The 22,967-nt window shown below is 64.8% G+C and carries 24 protein-coding genes; 13 read left to right on the plus strand and 11 right to left on the minus strand.

Going from position 1 to position 22,967, the window contains the following annotated elements; all coding sequences use genetic code 11:
* Positions 1-6: 6 nt before the first annotated feature.
* Entirely contained in the window at positions 7-1,296 is a 1,290-nt protein-coding gene (locus ACQ4WP_RS02220; RefSeq protein WP_436518476.1) for an ABC transporter substrate-binding protein, read from the minus strand.
* Between the two features lie 52 nt (positions 1,297-1,348).
* On the opposite strand from ACQ4WP_RS02220, the gene ACQ4WP_RS02225 reads away from it, so the two are divergent.
* From ACQ4WP_RS02225 to ACQ4WP_RS02240, 4 genes are all read left to right on the plus strand, one after another.
* Positions 1,349-1,654, plus strand: coding sequence for a hypothetical protein (locus ACQ4WP_RS02225; RefSeq protein ID WP_436518477.1), 306 nt, complete (start codon positions 1,349-1,351; stop codon positions 1,652-1,654).
* A 31-nt stretch (positions 1,655-1,685) separates the two neighbouring features.
* Positions 1,686-2,705 carry a LacI family DNA-binding transcriptional regulator gene (locus ACQ4WP_RS02230; protein WP_436518478.1) on the plus strand — a complete coding sequence of 340 codons (1,020 nt, stop codon included), beginning with the start codon at positions 1,686-1,688 and terminating at the stop codon, positions 2,703-2,705.
* Between the two features lie 211 nt (positions 2,706-2,916).
* The gene (gene sodB / locus ACQ4WP_RS02235) at positions 2,917-3,495 is read left to right on the plus strand and encodes a superoxide dismutase [Fe] (protein WP_071078930.1); all 579 of its coding nucleotides are present in this window, start codon (positions 2,917-2,919) and stop codon (positions 3,493-3,495) included.
* Between the two features lie 228 nt (positions 3,496-3,723).
* Positions 3,724-4,098, plus strand: coding sequence for a lysozyme inhibitor LprI family protein (locus ACQ4WP_RS02240; protein ID WP_436518479.1), 375 nt, complete (start codon positions 3,724-3,726; stop codon positions 4,096-4,098).
* A 251-nt stretch (positions 4,099-4,349) separates the two neighbouring features.
* Here the strand turns inward: ACQ4WP_RS02240 and ACQ4WP_RS02245 are convergent, their stop codons facing one another.
* The gene (locus ACQ4WP_RS02245; protein ID WP_436518480.1) at positions 4,350-5,912 is read right to left on the minus strand and encodes a CYTH and CHAD domain-containing protein; all 1,563 of its coding nucleotides are present in this window, start codon (positions 5,910-5,912) and stop codon (positions 4,350-4,352) included.
* A gap of 121 nt (positions 5,913-6,033) precedes the next feature.
* On the opposite strand from ACQ4WP_RS02245, the gene mgrA reads away from it, so the two are divergent.
* Positions 6,034-7,074 carry an L-glyceraldehyde 3-phosphate reductase gene (gene mgrA / locus ACQ4WP_RS02250; RefSeq protein ID WP_436518481.1) on the plus strand — a complete coding sequence of 347 codons (1,041 nt, stop codon included), beginning with the start codon at positions 6,034-6,036 and terminating at the stop codon, positions 7,072-7,074.
* Positions 7,075-7,079: 5 nt separating this feature from the next.
* On the opposite strand, the gene ACQ4WP_RS02255 is transcribed toward mgrA, so the two are convergent.
* From ACQ4WP_RS02255 to ACQ4WP_RS02265, 3 genes are all read right to left on the minus strand, one after another.
* On the minus strand, positions 7,080-7,568 hold the full coding sequence (locus ACQ4WP_RS02255; protein WP_436518482.1) for a DUF2244 domain-containing protein: 489 nt from the start codon (positions 7,566-7,568) through the stop codon (positions 7,080-7,082).
* Positions 7,569-7,642: 74 nt separating this feature from the next.
* The gene (locus ACQ4WP_RS02260) at positions 7,643-7,948 is read right to left on the minus strand and encodes a hypothetical protein (RefSeq protein ID WP_436518483.1); all 306 of its coding nucleotides are present in this window, start codon (positions 7,946-7,948) and stop codon (positions 7,643-7,645) included.
* 140 nt (positions 7,949-8,088) lie between these two features.
* Positions 8,089-8,418, minus strand: coding sequence for a hypothetical protein (locus ACQ4WP_RS02265; protein WP_436518484.1), 330 nt, complete (start codon positions 8,416-8,418; stop codon positions 8,089-8,091).
* 285 nt (positions 8,419-8,703) lie between these two features.
* Between ACQ4WP_RS02265 and ACQ4WP_RS02270 the strand changes: the two genes are divergently transcribed.
* The 6 genes from ACQ4WP_RS02270 to ACQ4WP_RS02295 all read left to right on the plus strand — a co-directional run bounded on the left by ACQ4WP_RS02270 (position 8,704) and on the right by ACQ4WP_RS02295 (position 14,420).
* Complete coding sequence (locus tag ACQ4WP_RS02270) at positions 8,704-9,018, plus strand: DUF4148 domain-containing protein (protein ID WP_436518485.1); 315 nt, start codon at positions 8,704-8,706, stop codon at positions 9,016-9,018.
* A gap of 130 nt (positions 9,019-9,148) precedes the next feature.
* Entirely contained in the window at positions 9,149-10,561 is a 1,413-nt protein-coding gene (locus ACQ4WP_RS02275) for an efflux transporter outer membrane subunit (protein ID WP_436518486.1), read from the plus strand.
* A gap of 73 nt (positions 10,562-10,634) precedes the next feature.
* Positions 10,635-11,141, plus strand: coding sequence for a MarR family winged helix-turn-helix transcriptional regulator (locus ACQ4WP_RS02280; protein WP_436518487.1), 507 nt, complete (start codon positions 10,635-10,637; stop codon positions 11,139-11,141).
* A 10-nt stretch (positions 11,142-11,151) separates the two neighbouring features.
* Positions 11,152-13,296, plus strand: coding sequence for an FUSC family protein (locus ACQ4WP_RS02285; protein ID WP_436518488.1), 2,145 nt, complete (start codon positions 11,152-11,154; stop codon positions 13,294-13,296).
* The gene (locus ACQ4WP_RS02290; protein ID WP_070224633.1) at positions 13,286-13,486 is read left to right on the plus strand and encodes a DUF1656 domain-containing protein; all 201 of its coding nucleotides are present in this window, start codon (positions 13,286-13,288) and stop codon (positions 13,484-13,486) included. The genes ACQ4WP_RS02285 and ACQ4WP_RS02290 overlap by 11 nt, the downstream gene beginning before the upstream one ends.
* Before the next feature lie 37 nt (positions 13,487-13,523).
* Positions 13,524-14,420, plus strand: coding sequence for an HlyD family secretion protein (locus tag ACQ4WP_RS02295; protein ID WP_436518489.1), 897 nt, complete (start codon positions 13,524-13,526; stop codon positions 14,418-14,420).
* Between the two features lie 114 nt (positions 14,421-14,534).
* Here ACQ4WP_RS02295 and ACQ4WP_RS02300 read toward each other — a convergent pair whose 3' ends face one another.
* The 5 genes from ACQ4WP_RS02300 to ACQ4WP_RS02320 form a co-directional block, all read right to left on the minus strand.
* Entirely contained in the window at positions 14,535-14,948 is a 414-nt protein-coding gene (locus ACQ4WP_RS02300; protein WP_436518661.1) for an ester cyclase, read from the minus strand.
* Positions 14,949-15,169: 221 nt separating this feature from the next.
* Entirely contained in the window at positions 15,170-15,916 is a 747-nt protein-coding gene (locus ACQ4WP_RS02305) for an SDR family oxidoreductase (protein ID WP_436518490.1), read from the minus strand.
* 80 nt (positions 15,917-15,996) lie between these two features.
* The gene (locus tag ACQ4WP_RS02310; protein ID WP_436518491.1) at positions 15,997-16,221 is read right to left on the minus strand and encodes a hypothetical protein; all 225 of its coding nucleotides are present in this window, start codon (positions 16,219-16,221) and stop codon (positions 15,997-15,999) included.
* A 12-nt stretch (positions 16,222-16,233) separates the two neighbouring features.
* Positions 16,234-16,905, minus strand: a complete 672-nt coding sequence (locus ACQ4WP_RS02315; RefSeq protein WP_436518492.1) for a thiol:disulfide interchange protein DsbA/DsbL — start codon at positions 16,903-16,905, stop codon at positions 16,234-16,236.
* A 147-nt stretch (positions 16,906-17,052) separates the two neighbouring features.
* Positions 17,053-18,603 (minus strand): TonB-dependent receptor domain-containing protein, encoded by a 1,551-nt coding sequence (locus ACQ4WP_RS02320; RefSeq protein WP_436518493.1) that lies wholly within the window; start codon positions 18,601-18,603, stop codon positions 17,053-17,055.
* Positions 18,604-18,837: 234 nt separating this feature from the next.
* On the opposite strand from ACQ4WP_RS02320, the gene ACQ4WP_RS02325 reads away from it, so the two are divergent.
* Positions 18,838-21,126 (plus strand): M1 family metallopeptidase, encoded by a 2,289-nt coding sequence (locus ACQ4WP_RS02325; protein WP_436518494.1) that lies wholly within the window; start codon positions 18,838-18,840, stop codon positions 21,124-21,126.
* Positions 21,123-22,007 (plus strand): hypothetical protein, encoded by an 885-nt coding sequence (locus ACQ4WP_RS02330; RefSeq protein ID WP_436518495.1) that lies wholly within the window; start codon positions 21,123-21,125, stop codon positions 22,005-22,007. The genes ACQ4WP_RS02325 and ACQ4WP_RS02330 overlap by 4 nt, the downstream gene beginning before the upstream one ends.
* Here the strand turns inward: ACQ4WP_RS02330 and ACQ4WP_RS02335 are convergent, their stop codons facing one another.
* Entirely contained in the window at positions 22,008-22,898 is an 891-nt protein-coding gene (locus ACQ4WP_RS02335) for a LysR family transcriptional regulator (protein ID WP_436518496.1), read from the minus strand.
* Positions 22,899-22,967 lie beyond the last annotated feature (69 nt).

A 22,967-nucleotide genomic window follows, 5' to 3' on the forward strand; every position in this document is an offset into this window, starting at 1 on the left:
CCTATCCTAGCGCCGCGCGCGGTGGGTGATCAGGGCCTTGGCGTCGGCCAGCGCCGTCTTGATATCCTTGTTTTGCGCCAGCACGCTTTCCAGTTCCATGTTGACGATGTCGCGCGCCACGGCGTCGAACTTGTCGACGCGGATGACGGGAATTCCCGCTGCCGTATCGCGCGCCAGCAAGCGCGTCTTCTGGCCGCCGAAATACGCCTGCGGCTCGTCCATCATCGGGTCCGCATACGCAGCTTTGAGGGCGGGAAAGGCGCCGATCTCTTTCAGCGAATGCAGCTGGATATCCTTGTTCACGGTCATGAACTTGATGAATTCCCAGGCCTGGGTTTTATTCGCCGCCTTTTTCGGAATGCCGTAGAAGGAGCCGCCGTACGAGGCCAGCGCGCCGGCCGGCAGGTTCGCCGCGCGCCACTGGCCGGAGGAAGCCGGCGCCAGCCACTTGGCCAGGTGGCCGCTGAGCCAGGAACCCATCATCTGGCTGGCTACCTTGTCGCGCTTGAAGCCTTCGGCCCACTCGCCCGTCCAGGCCACGGTGCGCGCATCGATGCCGGCCACACGCGCCGCCTTGGCCAGTTCAAACGCTTTCACGAAACGGGGCGAGTCGACCAGCACTTGCCCCTTGTCGCCAAAATAAATGCCTTCGCCATCTTTCAAATTGGCGCGGATAACAATATCGGCCAGGTCGCTGGCGCCGGCCAGCAGATAGCTGCCCGTGGCGGCCTTGAGCTTCTTGCCGGCGGCAATGTACGACTCCCACGAGGCCGTCAGGTCGGCCTCCTTGATGCCCGCCTTGTCCATCAAGTCCTTGCGGTAGAACAGCGTGCCCGGTCCCAGGTCGGCCGGCATGGCGCCCAGGGTGCCGCGCGAACTGGTGGCCTGCACGAACGTGAACGGCACGAACTGGGCACGGTACTGCCCTGCCCCGTAAGGCGGCAGCAAGAGGTTTTCCATGCCCTTCGATTCGGCGAAACTGCCGACATAGCGGAAGTCGATGGCCATCACGTCAGGCAAGCGCGCACCGGCCGCAAGCGCCGTCGTCATCGAATTATGGTGGTCGTCGATCTGCAGGCTGACCAGCTTGACCTTCACTTGCGGGTACAGCTTTTCCCACAGGGGCAAGGCCGTCTTGACGGCGCGGTCCAGGTCAGGGAACGAGGCGACGGTAAGCGTGGCGGGGGCCAGCGCCGGCAGCACTGCGGCCGACGGGACGGCTGCGGGCGCGGCGGCCACGCCAAAGGCCAGGGTCAGCGCTGCCAGCGGGGTGGCGCCAAGAATGCTTGACTTCATTATTTCATCTCCATTTATTGAGCGTCTTCTATCTTGAAAACGTTTTCATAGCATGACTCCATTTAACACCGCAAAGAAAATCAAGTCAACCGAAAAAGTTGTCATTTTTATTGAGTCCAGCGTGGCGAGATGGGCACCGTTGCGCGTGTTCTCCTATGAAAAAGGAGAAAATGCAAGCTGCCAGGCCGCTGTTGTTTTTTATGAAAACGTTTTCACAACGAGCAAGTGGACGCGCCAGCACATCATCCGGCACATTTTTGGCGGCGCGTGTCGGCTTACGCCGTTCCGGCCAGGCTCACCTGCAGCCATCGCCCCCGTTTATGGTAACCTTTCACTGAAAAGGTTTTCAGAGTACTGACAACCAGCCATCTTGATAGCCAGGAATCACCTTGAACGATAGCGCCCACGCTGCTCCCCCTTCCACCCTGCTCGACGTGGCCCGCCAGGCAGGCGTGTCGCCCAGCACCGTCTCGCGCATCCTGAACGGCACGGCCAGGGTCTCCGACGACAAGCGCGACGCCGTGCTGGCGGCGATCGCGCACATGAAATTCGCGCCGAACCAGATGGCGCAGGGCTTGAAAAAGGGCCGCTCGATGACCATCGGCATCGTGGTGCAGGATATTTCCAGCCCCTTCTTCGACGAAAGCCTGCGCGGCGTGGACGACGGTTTGAAAGACACGGGCTATGCGTCCGTCATCGTCAGCGGGCACTGGAATGCGCAGGAAGAGGCCGACCGCATCCGTTTGCTGCTGGCGCGGAAGGTCGACGGCATCATCCTGCTGTCGGGGCGCATCTCGGACCAGAGCGTGCTCGATTTCTCGCAGCAGCGGCCCATCGTCTCGACGGGCCGCGCGCTGGCGACCAAAAGCGCCATCGGCTTCAAGCTCGACAACGAATACGGTGCCTACCTGGCCGTGCGCCACCTGGTGGAACTGGGCCACCGCCGCATCGCCTTCGTGGCCGGTCCGGCCAACAACACGGATGCGGCCGAGCGCCTGACGGGCTACCAGCGCGCGCTGCGCGAAGCGGACATCGCCATCGATCCGAAGCTGATGGTGGAAGGCGATTTCCATGAGGCAAGCGGGATGCTGGCCATGAACCATCTGTTCGATACGCAGCAGCAATTCAGCGCCGTCTTCGCCGCCAACGACCTGTCCGCCTATGGCGTGCGCCTGTGCCTGTACCGCAAGGGCATCCGCGTGCCCGACGATATCTCGCTCGTCGGTTTCGATGACTTGCCCGGTTCGTCCTACACGACGCCGCCGCTGACGACCATCCACCAGCCCCTGTACGACATCGGCCGCATCGCCACCGAAGCGCTGCTGGGCCTGATCAATGGCGAAGCCGTGCAGGCGGTCATTCCACCCCTGGAACTGATCGTCAGGGAAACCACCCGACGCATCCGCTGAGGCTTGCGGCTGGGAACTTTTCCGCCCGATTCAGGCTAAACGAGAATCACTACGCCAACGGCATCCGCGACGCGTGCCGGAATCTGCAGCAATGGCGCATCCGCTTTACAATAGTGGCTCGTTCAGCAAGAATGCTTGCTTCAAGCACGCAGGCTCAACCCTCCGGCCCCGGGCCGGAAGACTCCGAACACTCACCACAAAGGGACATCACATGGAACATACTCTGCCACCACTGCCGTATGAAATGGACGCTCTGGCGCCGCATATTTCGAAAGAAACCCTGGAATACCACTATGCCAAGCATCACCAGGCGTATGTCACCAACTTGAACAACCTGATCAAGGGCACCGAGTTCGAGAACCTGTCGCTGGAAGAAATCATCAAGAAATCGTCGGGCGGCATCTTCAACAATGCAGCGCAAGTATGGAACCACACCTTCTACTGGAACGGCATGAAGCCGGCCGGCGGCGGCGCGCCTACCGGTGCCGTGGCTGACGCGATCAACGCCAAATGGTCGTCGTTCGACAAGTTCAAGGAAGAATTCACCAAGTCGTGCGTGGGCAACTTCGGTTCGGGCTGGACCTGGCTGGTGCAAAAAGCCGACGGCTCCGTCGACATCGTCAACACCTCGAACGCCGGCTGCCCGCTGACCACCGGCGACAAGCCACTGCTGACCTGCGACGTCTGGGAACACGCTTACTACATCGACTACCGCAACCTGCGCGCCAAGTACGTGGAAACGTTCTGGGGCTTGGTCAACTGGGAATTCGTTGCCAAGAACTTCGCGTAAGCGGTTCCTGTCAACGTAAAACGGACACGCCTGCGCTGCAGTGACGTGTCCTGGAAAGAAGCCTGCGCTTGCGAGCCCCGGCTTCTTTTTTTTTGTCCGTGCAGAAAGCAGACAACGGCGGCAGGCACTTGGCAAACGAACAATTGCTGCGCGCAGCATATTGTAAAATGCGCAAAAGCGCTTGCTGGCCCGGCGCCCAGTCCGTTCCCCTCCACTTTCTGAAAGTACATGATGAAAAAATACCTGTTTGCCTTGCTCGTGCTTGCCTCCGGCTCCGCCTTCGCCAACTCGGCTTGCGATACGCCCCGCAACGACTTCGACGGCCTGTATTGCCTGAACAAGGTGTACCAGGAAGCGGACAAGGAATTGAACGCCAACTACAAGAAACTCGCGGCCCAGCTCGATGCCAGCGGCAAGCAAAAGCTGAAATCGGGCCAGCTGGCGTGGATCAGCAACCGCAACAAGAGCTGTTCCAAACGCGAAGCATCGGACTTCTATGTGAACCTCGATTGCGCCACCCAGACCACCATCGGACGCGCGCAATTCCTGCAAGACCGCGTGCGCGAATGCGTCAGTGCCGGCTGCCAGAACAGCAAACTGTGAGCTGAACCTGCGCTAGCGCAAATGGGAGTGGGGGGCAGGCGCTGCTGGCACTCCAAGATGGGCACGTGCGGCTGTTGCCACGCATGGCCTTCTTCCAGTAACAGGAACAGCATGGGCTGCTGAATGGCGCGGCGGGCAGCCCTATGCACGGCACACGCAGCACCTGCTGGCCGGCTTGCTGCCTGGCTCCCGCCATCTACAACCAGGCAAGGACAGCTTTCGTTCCATGTAAATTGCCGGCCAGGCGGAACTCAGGCCGGCAAGCGGGCCGCCTTGAAGCGCCGCCAGGCCTTGTGCATGCGGCCATCCTTGCCCTGCACCTGCGCGCGCGCCGCCAGGTAGCCGCGGATGAAGGCCGCGTGCAGCCGCAAGCCGTCCTGGGCGGGCAAGTCAGCCTGGGCATCCGGTAATTGCTGCAGCAGCCGGTCGGCCACCTGCACATCGTTAAGCCAGCCCAGTTCGTCCTGCAGGACCGACAGGCGCCCCACATACGGTTGCACGGCGCGCGCGGCAAACAGCGAGGCAAAGAATTCCGTCGCATACCGCGTCTTCTTGGCCGCGATACGCACCTGGTGGCGCTGCTGCGGCGAGGCATGCAGCAGGCGCTTGCCGCGCTTCATCAGGCGGCGCTGATCCTTGCGCAGGGTGGCACGGGCAAACGGGAAGACGTGCGCGTCCAGGCGCCGCAATTGGCGCGTCGAACAGTTGTCGCGCCAGGCGCGCGCCTGCAGCCAGCGCTGCAAGCCCAGCATGCAGGCCGTGCAGCGCAGCGACGTGACGGCCCGGGAGGCTTGTACATGCTTGAGCCGTGCCTGCGCGTGCGCCGCCTGCGCCAGCGCCGCTGCATCCGCTTGCGCCTCGCCGTCGAGTTGCGCCAGGGTATGGCCAGCGAGCACATCCCAGTCGCGCGCCTCGCCCAGCGCGCCGCCCAGCCAATCGAGTTCGCTCTTCACCGCTGCCGGCAGCGCCAGCAGGGACTTGAACATGCCCAGCGCCGAGCGCAGACGGCGCAGGCCCACGCGCATCTGGTGCACGCTTTCCACGTCCTCGCCCCCCGCCACGCCATCCTGGTTGCCGCTCACCTGTTCCAGGCAATTGCCGGCGATGGCCAGGAACACTTGCTCCACCGACATCGCAGCGTCCAGCGCCAGGGGCTGCGCCTTGACCGCGCGCAAAGGCTGCGGCGCGGCGAGGCGGTAGCCGCGCTCCGCCTTGCTCATGTGGCCCAGCTGCAGCGGCACGTCTTGCAGCAAGGCCAGCGCCACGTCGAACAGGCTGGCGGCTTGCCCTTGCTTCAACTCCAGCTCGATCTCGCTGACGGCCACGCTGCGCGCGGCACCGTCCGCACCGCTTTCAATGACACCCTGGTCCAGCACGCATTCGATCTGGTCGCCCTGCGGCGTGCGCAGCTGCCATACGGTGCGCTCGATGCGCGTGGTAAACACGGGCTGCAAAGCGTCGCGGATGGCATCCTGGCGCAGCAGCGCACGGATGGGCTGCTTGCGGCCGATGGCAGAGTCGAGCACAGCGAGATCCGGTTGCGGCCCGGGCACGTCGTCTTCCCATTCATGGCGGCTATGCAAGCCGCCGCTGACATTGCCGCCCGCCTTCAAGGTTTGCACCCAGCGCCCGTCCACCTGGCGCACGCGCAAGCCCGCCTGGTGGCGGCACAGCTGCAAATCGGGTGTATCGACATAGATATCGTGCATGTGCAGCAGTTGTGGCGCACCTTGCGCATACTGCGCCAGCAGCGGGTGTGCGCGCAGCCGCGGCGCGTCTTGCGGCGCCAGCAACAATTTCAATTCGATTTCCATGACCGCTCCTTGCAAGACTCCTGAATGCCTATTGTAAGGCGCGTCCGGGTGCGCGCAAGGAGCACGCACGCCCACCTTGATTTTGCGCGAAAATAAGCGCTTCATTCAACCGGGAGATACCATGACTTACCACGCCGCCGAAAACCGCTACGACAGCATGCAATACCGCACCTGCGGGCGCAGCGGGCTGAAATTACCGCTGCTGTCCCTGGGACTGTGGCACAACTTTGGCGACAGCAACCATCTGGCCTCGCAGCGCGACATGTTGCGCACGGCTTTCGATCTGGGCATCACGCATTTCGACCTGGCGAATAACTACGGCCCGCCGTATGGCAGCGCGGAAAGCAATTTCGGCAAGCTGCTGCGCGACGATTTCCTGCCCTACCGCGATGAGTTGATCATTTCCACCAAGGCGGGTTGGGACATGTGGCCGGGTCCGTACGGCCAGGGTGGCGGTTCGCGCAAATATGTGCTGGCCAGCCTGGACCAGAGCTTGCAGCGCCTGGGCCTGGACTACGTCGATATCTTTTACTCGCACCGCTACGACGCCGACACGCCGCTGGAAGAAACCATGGGCGCGCTGGCCACCGCCGTGCAGCAGGGCAAGGCGCTGTACGTGGGCCTGTCATCCTACTCGCCGCAAAAGACAGCCGAGGCGGCCTCCCTGCTGAAAGAGTGGAAAGTGCCGTGCCTGATCCACCAGCCTGCCTACAACATGCTCAACCGCTGGATCGAGGAAGACGGCTTGCTCGATACCTTGCAAGCGCAAGGCATGGGCTGCATCACGTTCACGGCGCTGGCGCAGGGCTTGCTCAGCGACAAGTACCTCGATGGCGTGCCGCAGGATGCGCGCGTCAATCGCCCCGGCGGCGGCTCGCTGCTGCAAAAACACCTGAGCGCGGAAAACCTGGCCCGCGTGCGTGCTCTGAAGCAGATCGCCGCCCAGCGGGGGCAGACCCTGGCGCAGATGGCGCTGGCCTGGGTGCTGCGCGATGCGCGCGTCACCTCGACCCTGATCGGCGCCAGCAGCAGCGCGCAAATCCGCGAAAACGTGGCCGCGCTGCAGCAGCTGACGTTTACGGCCGAGGAACTGGCGGCCATCGACGTGCAGGCGCGTGAAGGTCATATCAATCTGTGGGAAGGTCCATCGCGGGCCGTGTAAGGCGTTCAGGGCGGCGCTGGCGGCGATATTGGCGGTGGCAGCAGGACCAGCAGTTCCTGCGCCACCTGCCGGCGCCGTTCAGGCGTGGCGAAGACGCCCACCGCCACATGCCGGGTAGCATCACGCATATCGTTGATGTGTATCAATTGGCGCGGCCCTTGCGGCACGGCGATGCGCGTGCACCACGGCGAAAAGTGGTAGCGCCGGCAACGCCCGGCGCTGACCTGTTCGACGATCAGCTCGCCGTCGCGCAGGGCAATATGTTCATAGTCGCGCGCATGGCGTACGTAATGCAGCAGGGCGATGGCCACCAGGCCCAGTTCGACGAACGAAAAGACGGGAATGTACCAGAGGCCGCGCAGCGCAAAGGCAGCGGCAATCGTCAGGGAAAACAGGCATAGCAAGCCATAGGAGCGCAGCAACTGGCGCGCCGTCAAGGCACTGTGGCGCGCCAACAGCCATTGCGGCTGCTCGCGCGATTGATCGCGTGGCATGGCGCCTCCCGCACTGTCGCTCCATTACCGCAACGGCCCTCACGGCGGCCGCTAGGTTCACAGATCGCGCCCGGTCAGGCGCCCATCCGCACCAGCGCGTGGCCCACATGTTGCCACCAGTGATCGCGCGACTTGACCTGCTTCAGGCAAGACGCGTCGATTTCCGCCGGAAACACACGGTCCTGGCAAGACTTCGTTGCCAGGGCATGGCGCTGGTTTTCCGCCCCCGACAGGGCCACGACCAGCCAGAACACCATCGCCAGTAACATCACCAGCAAACTCCAGGCCAGGTGATTGGTGTTACTTTTTTCGCCAAAAAACTCGCGCGGCCGCGTCTCGCGGTACATCGACATCAAGTCTTTTTCTTTCTCTTCCGACATTTGCGCTTGCATCCTGTGACATCCTATCCTGTGCCGGCCGGCTGGCCATGGCGGCGCGCACGCCCCCTTGTCCACATTTTACGCTGATGGCGCAAGAGAGACAGTAATTCGTGGCGGCCCTTCGCGGCTGGCAAGCAGGGTCAGGGACGCGGCACCGGCGCCTGCGGCGCACGCGGCTTGTCATCGTCCCCTTCCGCCGGCGGCACGGGTACCAGGCGCTCCACATGATCGACGTCGATATCGCCGCCATCGGGTGCCCCGTTGTGGGGCTCCACGCCGGCCCGGTCGCCCGTGCCGGCCGCATCGCTGTCGTTATCGAGCTCTTCGGCATCCTGGCCAGGCACGCCCTGCATGTCGCTGCCGCTGTCGGAACTGTCGCTGGGCCCGAGCGCGCCCTTGCCATGGCCGCTGCCCAGGACGCGGTCGGGCGTGACGGGCAAATTGTCCGGATCGAGTGTACTGCCGCTCATGGCTGACTCCCCTTGATAAAAAAACCAGCTTACTCCCCTGGCCCCGCCAGCGGCGCACGCCTGCACGGCAGTTCCGCAGGGGAAATGCGGCGGCGCACAAATATTTTCAGAAATTACTTCACAAATGTACTATTCATTGCTATAGTTAATTCAAGTAAGCATCTTCTCATCCAGAAACTGCTTCATCGGCGGCAGGGCGCCCACCAGCGACCTGCCGCCGAACCGACCGGTACGTGGCGATCCGGCCCATCCACCCAGCCATCATGCACATCCTGGAGTCTTATCATGCAAGCCAAATCACTCATCGCAGCATTGTTTGCCATCACCACCGCCACCTCGGCTTTCGCCCAAAGCGCTGCGCCTGCCACCAGCCAGCAACTGACGCGCGCTGACGTCACGGCCGAATACATCCGTGCCCGCAACGCCGGCGAAATCGCCACCAGCGAAGTCGACTATCCAAAAACGCCAGCTACCGCCGCCAGCAACGTGACGCGCGAGCAAGTCATGGCCGAGTTCTACGCCGCCCGCAAGGCTGGCCTGATCCCGCAAACGGAAGCGGACTTTGATGTCGCGCAAACGGCCAAGCACGTCGTGAAATAAGAAACCAGTCAGCCGGTTTCAGTAGTCAGTAACACACCTCAGTTGCGGCGCAGCACCCCGGGCCACTCCCGGCGCTCACCGCGGCGAGCTGTCAGCATCACCCCAACACGATCTCTCCCGGAGTCCCTGCATGTCCCTGCACCGCCGTTTGCTTGCCGCCAGCCTGATCCTTGCCTTGAGCGCATGCGCCGACATGGGCCATATCGCGCCGCAATCGGCCATGCTCGACGCCAACAAGCTGCAATCGAGCCAGGCCATGGATGCCGCCGCCAGCGCCGCCATACAATGGCCACGCACGCAATGGTGGCAAGACTTGCACGACCCGCAATTGGACCGTTTGATGGACCAGGCGCTGGCCGACAGCCCCACCCTGCGCGGCGCCCAGGCGCGCGTGCGCCAGGCCGAAGCGCTGGCCGGCGCGGCCGAGGACAAGACCCGCCCGCAGGCGGACGCGAATGTCTCCATCAACCGCGAACTGTATTCGCAGCACGGCAGCACGCCCGCGCCGCTGGCCGGCAATTACGCCTGGCGCAACCAGGCCACCGTGACGGCTTCGTACGACCTGGACCTGTGGGGCCGCAACCGCGCCGCCCTGTCCGCCGCCCTGGGCGACGTGCAGATGGCGTCGGCCGAATCGCAGATGGCCCGCCTGGCCCTGGAAACGGCGCTGGTGCGCACCTACATCCAGCTGTCGTATGAATTCCAGCTGCAGGACGTGATCGAACGCAGCCTGGCGCAGCGCGCCCGCATCCTCGACATCACGCGCCAGCGCAAGGCCGCCGGCATCGGCACCGACATTGACGTGGCGCAGATCGAAACCACCTTGCCGGCGGGCCGCCGCCAGCTGGAGCAGTCGGCCGAGTCGCTGGCCCTGCTGCGCAACCAGTTGGCAGCCCTGGCGGGCAAGGGGCCGGCAGCCGGTGCGGCGCTCACGCGCCCCGTGCTGCGCCTGGACCAGCCGCTGGCCATCCCGCAAGCGCTGCCGGCAGACCTGATCGGTCGCCGTCCCGACATCGCCGCCCAGCGCTGGCGCGTGGAAGCGACGGCGCAGCGCATCGACGCGGCCAAGGCCGAGTTTTACCCGAACGTCAACCTGGTGGCCTTTGCCGGCTTCCAGGCCTTCGGCTTCAGCCATTTTCTTGACGCCAACTCGGACATCCGCGGCGCCTCGCCCGCGCTGAGCCTGCCCATCTTTGCCGGCGCCCGCCTGCGCGCCCAGCTGGGCAGCCAGACGGCCGTGTACGACGGCGCCGTGGAGCAGTACAACGCCACCGTCATCAACGCCATGTCGGACGTGGCCAACGCCGTCACCCGCGCCCAGTCGCTGGCAAAGCAGCACCAGCTCACCGTGCAGGCGCTGGCCACGGCGCAGCGCGCGCGCGACCTGGCGGAAAAGGCCTACAAGGCGGGCATGAGCGACGCCATCAACATGCTCAACACGCAAGTGGCGCTGCTGGCGGAAGAACAACAGCAGGCGCAGAATGGGGCACGCGAACTCGATCTGTACGTTTCCTTGATGAATGCACTAGGAGGCGGCATCTAGGCTTGCAATCCTGGTATTGCACTAGCCCGACAAGATACAATCGAAACTTTATTCACACATGAAGGAATATGACATGACCGCTTTTGACGCCACCTCCAAGCGGCTGCAAAACATCCGCACGCGCATGCCAGGCTTCCCCATGGAACTGATGCGCCTGTTGCGCATGACGTACCACATTCAAAAAGGCATGAAGGACTTGACCAATGCCGCGCTGAAGAAGCACGACCTGGTCGATGCCAGCTACATGGTGCTGGCCGTGCTGTACGGCACGGACGACGAAACCTCGAACGCCTGCACCCTGGGCATGGCCTGCCATGAAAAACCGGCCAACCTGACGCGCGTGTGCAACGACCTGGAAACGCGCGGCCTGATCCACCGCGGCACGCGTCCCGGCGACCGCCGCTCGGTGATGATTTCGCTGACCGACAAGGGCCGCGCGCTGATCGAAACGGCGCTGCCCGACGTGTACCAGGAAACCTCGGCCCTGTACGAGGGTTTTACGGAAGAAGAACTGCAAGTGCTCGACAAGCTGTACATGCGCCAGCTGCGCAACCTCAACAATCTCCACCACCAGAACTGATAGCCTATCGATGACGCCAGCCACAGCAACAACATTCACGCAAGGCCCCCTGTCCCGGGCGGCCCACTGGCTGGCGCTGGCGCTGCAGGACTGGCGCACGACGGAAGGCGAACGCTGGATCTACGTCGGCAAGACCCTCATCGCCGCGTTTTGCGCCCTGTGGCTGGCCTACCGGCTGGGGCTCGATTCGCCCAGCACGGCGATGACCACCACCATCATCCTGGCCCTGCCCAGCAGCGGCATGGTGCTGGAAAAAAGCTTTTACCGCCTGTGCGGCACCCTGCTGGGATGCACGGCCGCGCTGACCCTGATCGGCCTGTTCCCGCAACAGCCCGTGCTGCTGTTCGCCGGCCTGGCCCTGTGGGTGGGCCTGTGCACGAGCGGCTCGGCCCTGCACCGCAACGCCCAGTCGTATGTGTATGTGCTGGCCGGCTACACGGCCTGCATGATCGTCTTGCCCGCCATCGAGCAGCCGATGCAGGTGTTCGCGCTGGCCGTCACGCGCGTGGCCGAAGTCGGCCTGGGCATCATCTGCTCGGCCTTTGTATCCAGCGTGCTGCTGCCGCGCCACCAGGGCACGCAAGTGATGCGCACGGTGCAGGCGCGCTACGGCAAATTCCTCACCTTCTGCCAGGATGTGCTGCAGCAAAAACTCACGCCGGCACAGGTGGAACTGACGCATTTGCAGTTTGCCGCCGACGTGGCGGCGCTGGAACTGGGCCGCTCGGCCGCCCTGTTCGAAGTCACCAGCAAGGTGGGCCACGTGCGCGCACAAAACCGCAAGCTGCACGCCTTCAACGCCACCTTCATGACGGCGCTGACCACCTTCTATACCTTCCACCGCCTGTTCGACCGCCTGCAGCGCGATGGCGAAACCCAGGTCATGCAAGCCTGCGCACCCCTGTACGCCATCGTCGCCGAAGCGCTGCAAGCGACGCCTTCGCAAGACTCGCTCGACACCATGCAGCTGCATCTGCAAACGGCGCTGGCACTGGCACGGGCCGATATTGACGCGGCCGGCATCGCGCATGCGCAGCGCATCGATTTCGACACCGTGTGTGAGCTGCTGGAACGCTTTGCGCGCGACATGAGCCGCTTTCACGAAGTGTATTTCAGCCTGGCGCACGACACGCCCCTGGAAATCAGCACGCCGCAGGCGTATGCGCCGAAGACGCCGCCCGCGCTGGTGATCGCCAGCGGCGCGCGCGCGGCCATCAGCCTGGCCCTGCTGGCCCTGGGCGCCTACTTCCTGGCCTGGCCCTACGCCAGCACGGCGATGCTGATGGCGGCCGTGTTCTGCGCGCTGGCCTCGTCCTCGCCGCGCCCCATCCTGATGATCCGCCAGGTGCTGGCAGGCTTCCTCATCGCCATGCCGCTGTCGCTCGTCTGCGTGTATTTCGTGCTGGTGCACGGCGACGGCTTTCCCATGCTGGTACTGAGCTTTGCGCCGTTCCTCGCCGTGGGCCTGTACTTGATGACGAATCCGGCCAAGCTGGGCGTGGGCCTGGGCGTGTCGACCTTCATCACGCAGATGGCGCCGACGAATCTGATGCATGTCGATGGCGCGGCTTTTCTCAACACGGGCATGGCCCTGATCGTCGGCCTGATGCTGGCCGCCCTCGTGTTTGCCGTGCTGCTGCCCGAGCACACGATGGGCCACAAGGACCATATCGGCCCGGCCCTGTGGCGCGAAGCGCTGCATGCGTGCACGGCGCCCGCACGCCGCGTAAAACACCGTTTCGACAACCGCGTGCGCGACCTGCTCAGCCAGCTCAACGCGGCGGCAGGCCCGGCGCCAGGTGTCGCCACGCGCGCCGTCGTGCGCCAGGCCTTGACCCTGCTGGAAATCGGCCACTCCGTGATCGACTTGCGCGAACTGATTGCGACCGCCCGTCCAGGCGCCACGCGCCACGCGCTGCAGCAGTGCGTGGACCACATCGCCACCTGGCTGCGCACGCGCAGCGACACGGCACTGCAGGCGGCGCTGGCGGCCACCCTGCAGGCGGGCGCCGTGGTGCGCGCGGCCCAGGCTGCCAGCGGCACGGCACCGGAACAGGGCGTGCGCCTGCAGACGGCACTGGTCGACCTGCATTCGATCTACACCTCATTACTCGACAACATGGCGCCTGACGCCGGAGACCACCATGCCGCGTGAATTCGCCCTGTTCGGAATTCTGATTCCTACCCTGCTGCCCCTGTTCATCCTCAGCATCGGCCTGCAAACCCTGCTCGACCGCGTGCTGGGCTGGCTGGGCGTGTACCGCATGGTGTGGCACCCCTCACTGGCGCGGCTGTGCATCTTCATCGCCATCTTTGGCGCGCTGGCTTTATCGCTTTACAAATAAAAAAACTGTTCAACCCAATCAAGGAAAGGCTGCCGACATGGTAAGCAAACTGACCCGCTATGCAATCACCTTGCTGCTCCTGGCAGCAGCCCTCTGGATAGGAAAAACCGTCTGGGACCGCTACATGGAATCGCCGTGGACGCGCGACGGCCGCATCAAGGCCGATATCGTCAACATCAGCGCCGACGTGGCCGGCACCGTCACGGACGTGCTGGTGCACGACAACCAGGTGGTGCAGAAGGGAGATATCCTGTTCGTCGTCGACAAGGAACGCTATGCGAGCGCGCTGGCGCAAGCCGACGCCGTGCTGGCCGCGCAAAGGACGGAACAGGGCCGCCGCGGCAAGGAAGCGCAGCGCCGCGCCAATCTCGACGCCAGCATCATCTCGACGGAAAGCCGCGAAAGCGCGGCGTTCGCTGCCAGCTCGGCCTCGTCGCAGGTGCAGGCCGCGCTGGCCGCCCGCGCCCTGGCGCAATTGAACCTGGAACGCACCACCGTGCGCGCCCCCGTCAGCGGCTACGTGACGAACCTGAACGTGCACAAGGGCGATTTCGCCGCCGTCGGCGCGGCCAAGCTGGCCGTCATCGACAGCGCCTCGTACTATGTCGTCGGCTACTTCGAAGAGACCAAGCTGGGCATGCTGGCGCAGGACGACAAGGCGGAAATGAATCTGATGAGCGGCGGCACCCTGCATGGCCATATCGAGAGCATCGCGCGCGGCATCACCGACCGCGACGCCGCCACGGGCCGTGAACTGCTGGCCGACGTCAATCCCACCTTCAACTGGGTGCGCCTGGCGCAGCGCGTGCCCGTGCGCATCCACATCGACGAACAGCCGAAGGGGCAACTGCTGGTGGCCGGCACCACCTGCACCGTGGTGATCACGCCCCATTCAGCATCGGCGCCGAAGCCAGCTTCCGCGCATCCGGCATGAGCCGCAGCGGCGCCGGGCACCACCCTGTTCGAGCGCACCACGCGCCAGCTGCGCCTGACGGAAGAAGGCCAGCACTATCGCTACTACAGCGGCGCGGGGCGCTTGCAAACGATGCTAGACGATTACTTTGCCGCTAGCGCTCCCCTGAACCTGCTGTACCGGCGCAGCCGCTTCCAGCCACCGTGCATCACCCTGCTGATCGACTTCCTGCTGCAGCAATTCACCGCCCGGCTGGCGCAGCAAGGTCAGCTTGTCTTCCAAATGCCAGTTGTCGCTGATGCGGCCCTGCGCCTTGACCTGGTACCAATCAAAAGCGTGGAAATCGATGGCTTGCCCCTGCCCCTGCACGACTGCTTGCGGCGTGGGGAGGCCCCCCGTGAAGTGGCCCGTGAAATGCAGGCGCAGGCTGACCCGGTTTCCCGCCACCAGCATCTCCTCGATGGCCACCTTCAAGTCCGGCACGGCGGCGTGACACACTTGCGACGCCTGCAGCGGGTCGGATCGCGGCTTTGCCAGAACGCGGCTCAGGGGCGCGCGGCCAGCGCCACCCTGGCGTCGGCTTTGGCGCCGGACAGGTGGGCCGGCATGGGCAGGCTGGCGGAAGCAAGAACGGAGGCAGAAGCTGGTGCAGGCATGATAAATCCAGGTTGCTTGATCGGTGTGCGCATGGCACATCGCCATTCTGGACTCGCTTGCCGCACATGATAATTGGCCCAACGCTTGAATCAATTGCTTGTCAGGGTTAAAAATCAGCGGCCGCCCGCCACGTCGAGGATGCTGCCCGTCACATACGTCGCTCCTGACCCCAGCAGGTACAGGATGGCATCGGCAATTTCTTCCGGCTGGCCGCCCCGTTGCATGGGCACGCCGGACGCCAGGCGCGCCACCCGCCCCGGCTCGCCGCCAGACGCGTGGATGTCCGTATAGATGATGCCGGGCCGCACGCCGTTGACGCGGATGCCCTCGGCCGCCACTTCCTTCGCCAGCCCGAGGGTCAAGGTATCGACGGCGCCTTTCGAGGCCGCGTAATCGATGTATTCGCCCGGGGAGCCGATGCGCGCGGCCACCGACGAGACATTCACGATGCGCCCGCCCTGCCCGCCATTCGCCGTCGACATGCGCCGCACGGCTTGCTGGCAGCATAAAAAATAGCTGATCACGTTGGTGCGCAGCACGCGCTCGAGGCGCTGCACGGAAATGTCGATGAGCCGGCATTTCTGCTCCAGCACGCCCACATTGTTGACCAGCGCCGTGAGCGTCCCCATACGCGCATCGACTTCGTCAAACAAACGCGCCACGTCGGCTTCTTCGCCCACGTCAGCCTGCACGGCGATGGCTTCGCCGCCGCCAGCCACGATGCGCGCGCACAGTTCCTCGGCCGCCCGCGCATCGCGCATATAGTTGACGCAGACGGCATAGCCCTGGCGCGCCGCCAGCAAGGCAGTCGCCGCGCCGATGCCGCGGCTGCTGCCGGTAATCAAGATCACTTCCTTCATTGTCCCTCCAGGATGGTTGTGGCTGCATCATACGCGGACGAAAAAAAACCCGCGCGCGGCGGGTTTTCGCGCTGACACCTTCAATTCCTGAAGTGCGTCATGGCATAGCCAAGATGCTGCCACCAGTGCGCGCGCGACTGCACGGATGCCAGGCATTTCGCATCGACCTCGTTCTTGAACGCAGGGTCTACGCAGGCCTTGCTGGCCAGCGCATTGCGCTGGTTTTCCACGTTGACGACGGCAGTCGCCAGCCACGCCACGAGGGCGAGGGCCAGCGCGCACAAGGTCCAGGGCAGCTGTTTCATGGCGCTCTCCGTTTACTTCTTCGCTGGCGCGGGAGCGCGCTCTTTCAGCGTGCGCGCCACCAGCGCATCCATCACGAGCAGGGTTGCATCCTGGGTCTGGCGCTCGGACTGGCCCGGACGCGACAGCTGCGCCGGGGACGTGACGAAGCGGCCGTCGATGACGATGGTCGGCGCGCTGTCGATCTTGCTGGCAGTGATCACCTGCTCGTTGCGTTTCAGTTTGGTCTGCACGCCGAAGGAGTTGAACATGTCCAGGTACTTGGCCTTGTCGATGCCGTTTTTCACCAGCAGCTCGAGAATGGCGTCATCGCGGTTCAGGCGGTTGCGCTCGACGTGGATGGCGCGGAAGATCTTGTCGTGGAACTGGTCCAGCTGGCCCATCGCTTCCAGCGTGGCATAGGCGTGCGCCTGTGGATCTTTCGGGCCGTTGAAGGCCAGATGGATGCGGCGGAAGGCGATCTTGTCGCCCTGCTTCTTGACCCAGTCGTGCATCAGCGGATCGAGCGCATAGCAATGCGGGCAGGAATACATGAAGTACTCCACCACTTCCACCTTCTTGCCCGTGTCCGTGCGCACTGGCGTGGGGAGCGTGGTAAAGCCGGTATCGGCCGCCATGGCGCCGCCGGTGGCCGCCACCAGGGTGACGGCGGCGAGCAGGGGACGCAAGAAACGCAGAAAACGCATATTAATCCTTCATCATAAAGTGGTCGTGAACGGGGCGAGATTACCACTTTTTACACCGTCCATCGAAGCCCGGGCGGAAAAAAGGCACTTTTACGCGCCCCGTTTGCGTCTGATTAAGCCGCTCTTAAGCGCCGCTGCGCCTCTGCCTCAGAAATGGTAGCGCGCCGACACGCGCAGCTGGCGCGTGTCATTGAGGTAAATGCTGGAGCGGCAGCCCGGCGCATCGCCGTAATGGCGGCGGTTGGCCAGGTTGCTGCCGGCCAGTTCCAGCTCCCAGGCGCCCACCTTGCGCGTATAGCGTGCGTCCAGGGTGGCGAACGCGGGCACTTGCGCCAGGCAGCTGCTGGCGAAATCGGGGCCATAGCGCAGGGCGCGCAACCACTGCACGCCCACGTCGCCACTGGCGCCGCCCTGCCCCGTCCAGTACAGGCGCAGGCTGGCCAGGGTTTTCGGCACGAGGGCGATATCCGGGCCGTCGTAGGCGTAATCGTCGTAGCGCGCATGCACTTGCCGCAGCTGAGCGTCGAGGCGCCAGTCGCGCGCCAGCGCCATGCTGGCCTCGATGGCGATGCCGTCGCGGCGCGAAGGGTCGAGGTTGCCCGCAAAGCCCAGCTGGCCCAGGCTCTGGTCGAAGACGATCTGGTTGCTCAGGCGCTCGCTGAAGACGCGCACGGAAGCGCTGCGCGCCGCGTCGCCGACGGTGGCGCCCACCTCCATTTCGCGCCGCAGCTGTCCTGCCAGCGGACGGTAGCCGGCGCTGGTATAGCCATCGTCGTCGATGCGGTAACTGCGCGCGGCCTTGGCGTACACGCTCAGTTGCGGGCGCAGTTGCAGGCTGCCCTGCAAGTCCCAGGCATTCTGGTTTTCCCAGTCGCTGCCGCCGGCGGGCATGTCGGCCGGATCGAGCTGGAACTGTTCATGCCGCAGCCCCAGCAGCAGGCGCGGCGCATACGCGCCGCCGAAAGCCAGCTCTTCGCGCAGCAGCAGCGCGCGCGAATACTGCCGGCGCTGTCCGTCGCCATCGCGAGCCGGCGCCGCGCGGCCCGAGCGCCGCCGCCACTGCATCAGGTCCAGGCCCACTTCCGTATCCGTGCCCACGCCGCCCACCTTGCCGTAATGGCGCAGGCGGGGCGCCAGTTGCCGGCGGCGGCTGCTGTACCGCGATTCGCTGCTGCCCTCCTCGCCCGCATAGTGGGCCGTGGCGCGCTTTTCCCGCTGCGACAGCTCCACCCCCAGCTCGAACTTGCCGACGTAGCGCTGCACGAAGGCGCTGGCGCGCCGCACCTCATAGCGGTACAGGTCTTCCGGGCGGGCCGCCAGCAGGGCCAGGAACGGCGCCTCGGGCGCGCGATAGCGGGTGTCCTGGTTCAGCTGGTCGGCGCTGAAGCCGAAGCGGCCCTGGCGCACCTTCCATTCCGCGCCGCCATTGAAGCCGCGCTGGTGAAACACGCTGCCATCGCGGTAATTGCCATTGCGCAGCCCGTCCATGGCTACATCGAGCGTCATGCCGCCCTGCTCACGCGACAGGGCGCCGCGCACGCTGTGCTGGCCGCCCTGCGCCAGCTCGGCAGACAAGTCGCCATGCGTGACGCCAGCCGTGACGCCAGCCACGCCTTCCTGCGCGCATGCCGGCATGGCCAGGGCGCACAGCAGCAAGGTGCGCGTGGCAATGGTCAGGACGGGAGGGGCTGGCATCATGGCGGCAGGCTTGAGGCGTCACCGCGGCGCGAACGCACGGTAGTGGAAGAGAGGGATGGCAAAAGCGAATCATTATACGCACGGCGCGCGGCGCCGCAACAGCCGGCGGGACTGCTTACACAATTCATTGCTTATTTGTAATTTTTACGGGTATATTAACGAGCGCCCGGCGATCCTGGGCGCAGCCGACTGCATTTGAAAATCAACAATAAGAAGTCACTGTGGGAGTCACGCATGGAAAGTCGTAGCACTACGCGCCAGGGGCCGCCAAGTCCCCGCGGCACGCGCCGCAGCATTGGTTTTTTCCCCATCTCGGGCAAGCTCAAAGCCCTTTCCATCGCCGCCCTGCTGCTGGCCGGCCTTGCCCTGCAGGCCGACCTGTTCGCCCAGCCGGGCCAAGGCAAGCCGGCCAGCGCGTCCATGCCGCTGGCGCCATCCGCCGACGGCATTGCCCTGGCTTCGCCGCACGCCTCCGCCGTCAGCACACCCAGCGCCAGCAACGCCTGGGGCGGTGCGCGCACGGGCGCGCAAGCGACCCTGTCGGACCGCGTGGTCGACTACCAGATCGAAGCAACGCTCGACCCCGTCAAGCACACCATAGCCGGCCAGCAGAAACTGCGCTGGCGCAACCGCAGCGCGCAAGCCGTCAGCAGCGTGTACCTGCACCTGTACCTGAACGCATTCGAAGGCGAACATTCGACCTTCTTCACCGAAAAGCGCAAGCTCGATACAGGCTTCCGCTCGGGCGTCGACACGCGTGACGGCGAGTGGGGCTACATCGAACTGCGCAGCATGACGCAAAACGGCGCCAAGGCGCCCTGGCATTTCGTCCAGCCCGACAACGGCCCGGCCACCGACCGCACGGTCGTGCGCGTCGACTTGCCGCAAGCCGTCGCGCCGGGCGCCGAGACGACGCTCGACATCCGCTTCTTCGACCAGCTGCCGCGCGTCATCGCGCGCACCGGCTATTTCGGCAGCTTCCACCTGGTGGGCCAGTGGTTCCCGAAGATCGCCGTGCTGGAACTGCCCGGCGAACGGGGCGCCACCGCGCCGCGCTGGAATGCGCATGAATTCCACCTCAATTCGGAGTTCTACGCCGATTTCGGCAACTATGACGTGAGGCTGACCGTGCCCAAGGAGTACACGGTGGGCGCCACGGGCGAGCTGCGGGGCGCGCCGCAGGAAAAGGACGGCATGCTCACGCATCACTATGTGCAGGGCGACGTGCACGATTTCGCCTGGACGGCCGACAAGCGCAGCGCGCCGCCGTTGACGGGCAGCTGGAGCGGCCCTGGCAGCCCGCCGGTGGCCATCAAGGTGCTGTACCCGCCCGAGTATGCGTCCAACGCGGCGCCGGCGCTGCAGGCGGCCAAGGATTCGCTCACGTATTTCTCGCGCACCCTGGGCCCGTATCCGTACAAGACCTTGACGGTGGTGATCCCGCCGTTTAATGCGGCCGAAGCGGGCGGCATGGAATACCCGACCTTCATCACCGCCTCGAGCTACGCCAACCTGCAGCCGAAGACCATACCCGAATTCGGCCTCGATTTCGTCACCATCCATGAATTCGGCCATGGCTATTTTTACGGCATCCTGGCCTCGAACGAGTTCGAGGAGCCGCTGCTCGACGAAGGCTTGAACGAGTACTGGGACCAACGCATGCTGCGCGCGCGCGGCCAGGATATCCACGCCACCACGCCCCTGCTCAAGCGCCTGGGCTTCGATCCCGTCTTCAAGGTCTTCGAATTCGAGCGCATGGCCGCACCGCGCCAGGATGCGGCAGATCCTCTGGGCCAGAATGCCTGGGACCGCCTGCAGGGAGTGGGGCCCGTCTACAGCCGCACGGCCATCACCATGCGCGACCTGGAGGCGCGCATCGGCAGCGAAGCCATGGAACGGGGCTTCAAGGCGTATTACGAACAGTGGAAATTCCGCCACCCCAGCGTAGCCGACTTGCGCGAAGCGCTGGCCGAGGCGACGGGCCAGCGGCGCATCGTGGAACAAGTCTTCGCGCAGCAAGTCTATGCCAGCGCGAACATCGACGACCGCATAGGCAGCTTCAGCAGCGAAGAGCAGACGCCGCTGGCCGGCATGGCGCTGGTGAACGGCAAGCGCGTGGAACGCACGGCCGACACGCTGGAAAAAGAGGAGAAAAAAGTACGCGAGGCGTGGGACAAGGCGCACCCGGACGCCAAGCCCGGCACGGGTCCCTATCCGTATCTCACCAGCGTGGTCCTGCGCCGCCGCGGCGCGCCCGTGCCGCAAGTGCTGCTGGTGAAATTCGCCGACGGCAGCTCCGAACGCGTGGTATGGGATAACGCCCAGCTGTGGCAGCGCTACACCTGGAGCAAGCCCGTGAAGGCCGTCTCGGCCGAGCTCGATCCCGACCGCGTGCACTACCTCGACGTCAACAAGCTCGATGACAGTCGCACCCTGAAGGCCGATACCTCCGCCGCGCGGCGCTGGAGCTTTGACCTCGCCGCCGCCTTCCAATACCTTCTTTCCCTGATTGCCATCGTATGAGCGCCACTTCCACGACACGGGCCAGCGGCCTGACCCTGACCACGCGCGCCAGCCGCGCCGCCCTGCAATGGCGCTTGCTGCTGCTGTGGGCGGGCCTGCTGCTGATCCCCACCATCATCGCCGTCATTCCCCTCTGGCGCACCTTGAGCGCCAGCCTCGATCAGGCCGTGCATGCGGCAACCCTGGCGCACAAGCTCGACCTGATGACCCTGGCCGACCTGGTGGCCAATATGGGGCGCAACGGCGCCGCCATCAGCCAGGCCGCCATCGCCGGCATTGTCCTGACCTTGCTGCTGTCGCCACTGCTGAGCGGCCTGGTGGTGACGGCCGCGCGCGCGCCTGCGCCACTGGGTTTCGGCCCCCTGCTGACGGGCGCCTTCGGCGAATATGGCCGCATGCTGCGCATGCTGCTGTGGAGCATCGTGCCGCTGGGCGTGGCGCTGGCCATCGGCGCCGGCGCGCTGAAACTGGCCGACAGGCACGCGGCCAAGGCCATCCTGGAAGCCGATGCCGACCTGGCCCGTCACCTGGCCTTGCTGGCGACGGGTCTGCTCTTCCTGCTGGCCTGCGCCACGCTCGACGCGGGCCGCGCGGCGCTGGCCGTCGACCGGCGCCGCACTTCGGCCGTCAAGGCCTGGTGGCGGGGCCTGGGCTTGCTGCGCCGGCGTCCCCTGGCCTGCCTGGCCATCTACCTCGTCATCACCGCGCTGGGACTGGCGCTGTATGCACTGCTGGGCGTGGCGCGCCTGAACCTGGCCGCCCCGGGCCCGCTGGCCATCGTGGCCGGCCTGGTGGTGATGCTGCTGGCGACGCTGGTGCTGGCGTGGATGCGCGGCGCGCGCCTGTTCGCGCTGATCGACATGAAGCGCTCTCTCGCCTAGTCAGGCTCCCAGGCGCCCTTCATCGGCCAGGAAGTCGATGAAGGTGCGCACTTTCGACGACAGGTAGCGGCGGCTCGTGTAGACGGCGTACACACTGCCGCCCGCCAGCCGGTAGCCGTCGAAAAGGCGCACCAGCCGCCCCGCCGCCAAGTCCGCATCCGTTTGCCACGATGGCAGCAGGGCGATGCCCATGCCGTCGAGGGCGGCGGCGTGCAGCAGGCTTTCGTTATTGCATTGCAGCACGGGTGCAAACTTCACCGTCTCGCGGCCCTGCGGGCCGTCGAAGGCCAATTCATTGCCGTTTGACAACAGCGAATAGCTGATCATGGCGTGCTGCGCCAGGTCTTGCGGCAGGTGCGGCTGGCCTGCGCGCGCCAGATAGGCGGGCGCGGCCACCAGGTGAAAGGCGATGCTGCCGATGGGCCGCGCGATCAGGGTCGGCGATGGCGCCTGGCTCACGCGCAAGGCCAGATCGAAACCCTCTTCCACCAGGTTGACCACGCGCCCGCTCAAGTCGATATCGAACGTGACCTCCGGAAAGCGCTCGCGGTAAGCCACCAGGGTGCGCGTAAAGATGGCGTTGGCGAACCAGACGGGGGCGCTCAGGCGCAGCATGCCGCGCGGCACCACCGTCGTGCGGCCGACCGTCGCTTCCACCTCGTCAAGATTGTCGAGCATGTCGCGGCACTGTTCAAAATACACCTTGCCGATTTCCGTCAGGCTCAGGTGACGGCTGCTGCGGTTCAGCAACCGCGCGCCCAGGTGGCGTTCCAGGTGCATCACATGCTTGCTGACCATGGCAGGTGATAAATCCAGGCGCTCGCTGGCGCGCACAAAACTGTCCAGCTCCACCACGGCGCGAAACACGCGCATGCTGCGCAAGGTATCCATGACCATCCCATCATCAACAAAATGGAAATGATACATCAATAATTGCGATCTTGATCAACTGACCACGCA

This window comes from Janthinobacterium lyxosi (assembly GCF_051380665.1).
Lineage (GTDB): Bacteria > Pseudomonadota > Gammaproteobacteria > Burkholderiales > Burkholderiaceae_D > Janthinobacterium.

Excerpts from the sequence above, each read along its gene's own strand:
- ACQ4WP_RS02225 (WP_436518477.1), top strand. The coding sequence starts at position 1,349 with ATGACTCCATTTAACACCGCAAAGAAAATCAAGTCAACCGAAAAAGTT.
- ACQ4WP_RS02330 (WP_436518495.1), top strand. The coding sequence starts at position 21,123 with ATGAGCGCCACTTCCACGACACGGGCCAGCGGCCTGACCCTGACCACG.
- ACQ4WP_RS02325 (WP_436518494.1), top strand. The coding sequence starts at position 18,838 with ATGGAAAGTCGTAGCACTACGCGCCAGGGGCCGCCAAGTCCCCGCGGC.
- ACQ4WP_RS02270 (WP_436518485.1), top strand. The coding sequence starts at position 8,704 with ATGCAAGCCAAATCACTCATCGCAGCATTGTTTGCCATCACCACCGCC.
- ACQ4WP_RS02280 (WP_436518487.1), top strand. The coding sequence starts at position 10,635 with ATGACCGCTTTTGACGCCACCTCCAAGCGGCTGCAAAACATCCGCACG.
- ACQ4WP_RS02245 (WP_436518480.1), bottom strand. The coding sequence starts at position 5,912 with ATGGAAATCGAATTGAAATTGTTGCTGGCGCCGCAAGACGCGCCGCGG.
- ACQ4WP_RS02305 (WP_436518490.1), bottom strand. The coding sequence starts at position 15,916 with ATGAAGGAAGTGATCTTGATTACCGGCAGCAGCCGCGGCATCGGCGCG.
- mgrA (WP_436518481.1), top strand. The coding sequence starts at position 6,034 with ATGACTTACCACGCCGCCGAAAACCGCTACGACAGCATGCAATACCGC.
- ACQ4WP_RS02260 (WP_436518483.1), bottom strand. The coding sequence starts at position 7,948 with ATGTCGGAAGAGAAAGAAAAAGACTTGATGTCGATGTACCGCGAGACG.
- ACQ4WP_RS02285 (WP_436518488.1), top strand. The coding sequence starts at position 11,152 with ATGACGCCAGCCACAGCAACAACATTCACGCAAGGCCCCCTGTCCCGG.
- ACQ4WP_RS02290 (WP_070224633.1), top strand. The coding sequence starts at position 13,286 with ATGCCGCGTGAATTCGCCCTGTTCGGAATTCTGATTCCTACCCTGCTG.
- ACQ4WP_RS02320 (WP_436518493.1), bottom strand. The coding sequence starts at position 18,603 with ATGATGCCAGCCCCTCCCGTCCTGACCATTGCCACGCGCACCTTGCTG.
- ACQ4WP_RS02240 (WP_436518479.1), top strand. The coding sequence starts at position 3,724 with ATGATGAAAAAATACCTGTTTGCCTTGCTCGTGCTTGCCTCCGGCTCC.
- ACQ4WP_RS02310 (WP_436518491.1), bottom strand. The coding sequence starts at position 16,221 with ATGAAACAGCTGCCCTGGACCTTGTGCGCGCTGGCCCTCGCCCTCGTG.
- ACQ4WP_RS02220 (WP_436518476.1), bottom strand. The coding sequence starts at position 1,296 with ATGAAGTCAAGCATTCTTGGCGCCACCCCGCTGGCAGCGCTGACCCTG.
- ACQ4WP_RS02315 (WP_436518492.1), bottom strand. The coding sequence starts at position 16,905 with ATGCGTTTTCTGCGTTTCTTGCGTCCCCTGCTCGCCGCCGTCACCCTG.
- ACQ4WP_RS02275 (WP_436518486.1), top strand. The coding sequence starts at position 9,149 with ATGTCCCTGCACCGCCGTTTGCTTGCCGCCAGCCTGATCCTTGCCTTG.
- ACQ4WP_RS02255 (WP_436518482.1), bottom strand. The coding sequence starts at position 7,568 with ATGCCACGCGATCAATCGCGCGAGCAGCCGCAATGGCTGTTGGCGCGC.
- sodB (WP_071078930.1), top strand. The coding sequence starts at position 2,917 with ATGGAACATACTCTGCCACCACTGCCGTATGAAATGGACGCTCTGGCG.
- ACQ4WP_RS02265 (WP_436518484.1), bottom strand. The coding sequence starts at position 8,418 with ATGAGCGGCAGTACACTCGATCCGGACAATTTGCCCGTCACGCCCGAC.
- ACQ4WP_RS02295 (WP_436518489.1), top strand. The coding sequence starts at position 13,524 with ATGGTAAGCAAACTGACCCGCTATGCAATCACCTTGCTGCTCCTGGCA.
- ACQ4WP_RS02335 (WP_436518496.1), bottom strand. The coding sequence starts at position 22,898 with ATGGATACCTTGCGCAGCATGCGCGTGTTTCGCGCCGTGGTGGAGCTG.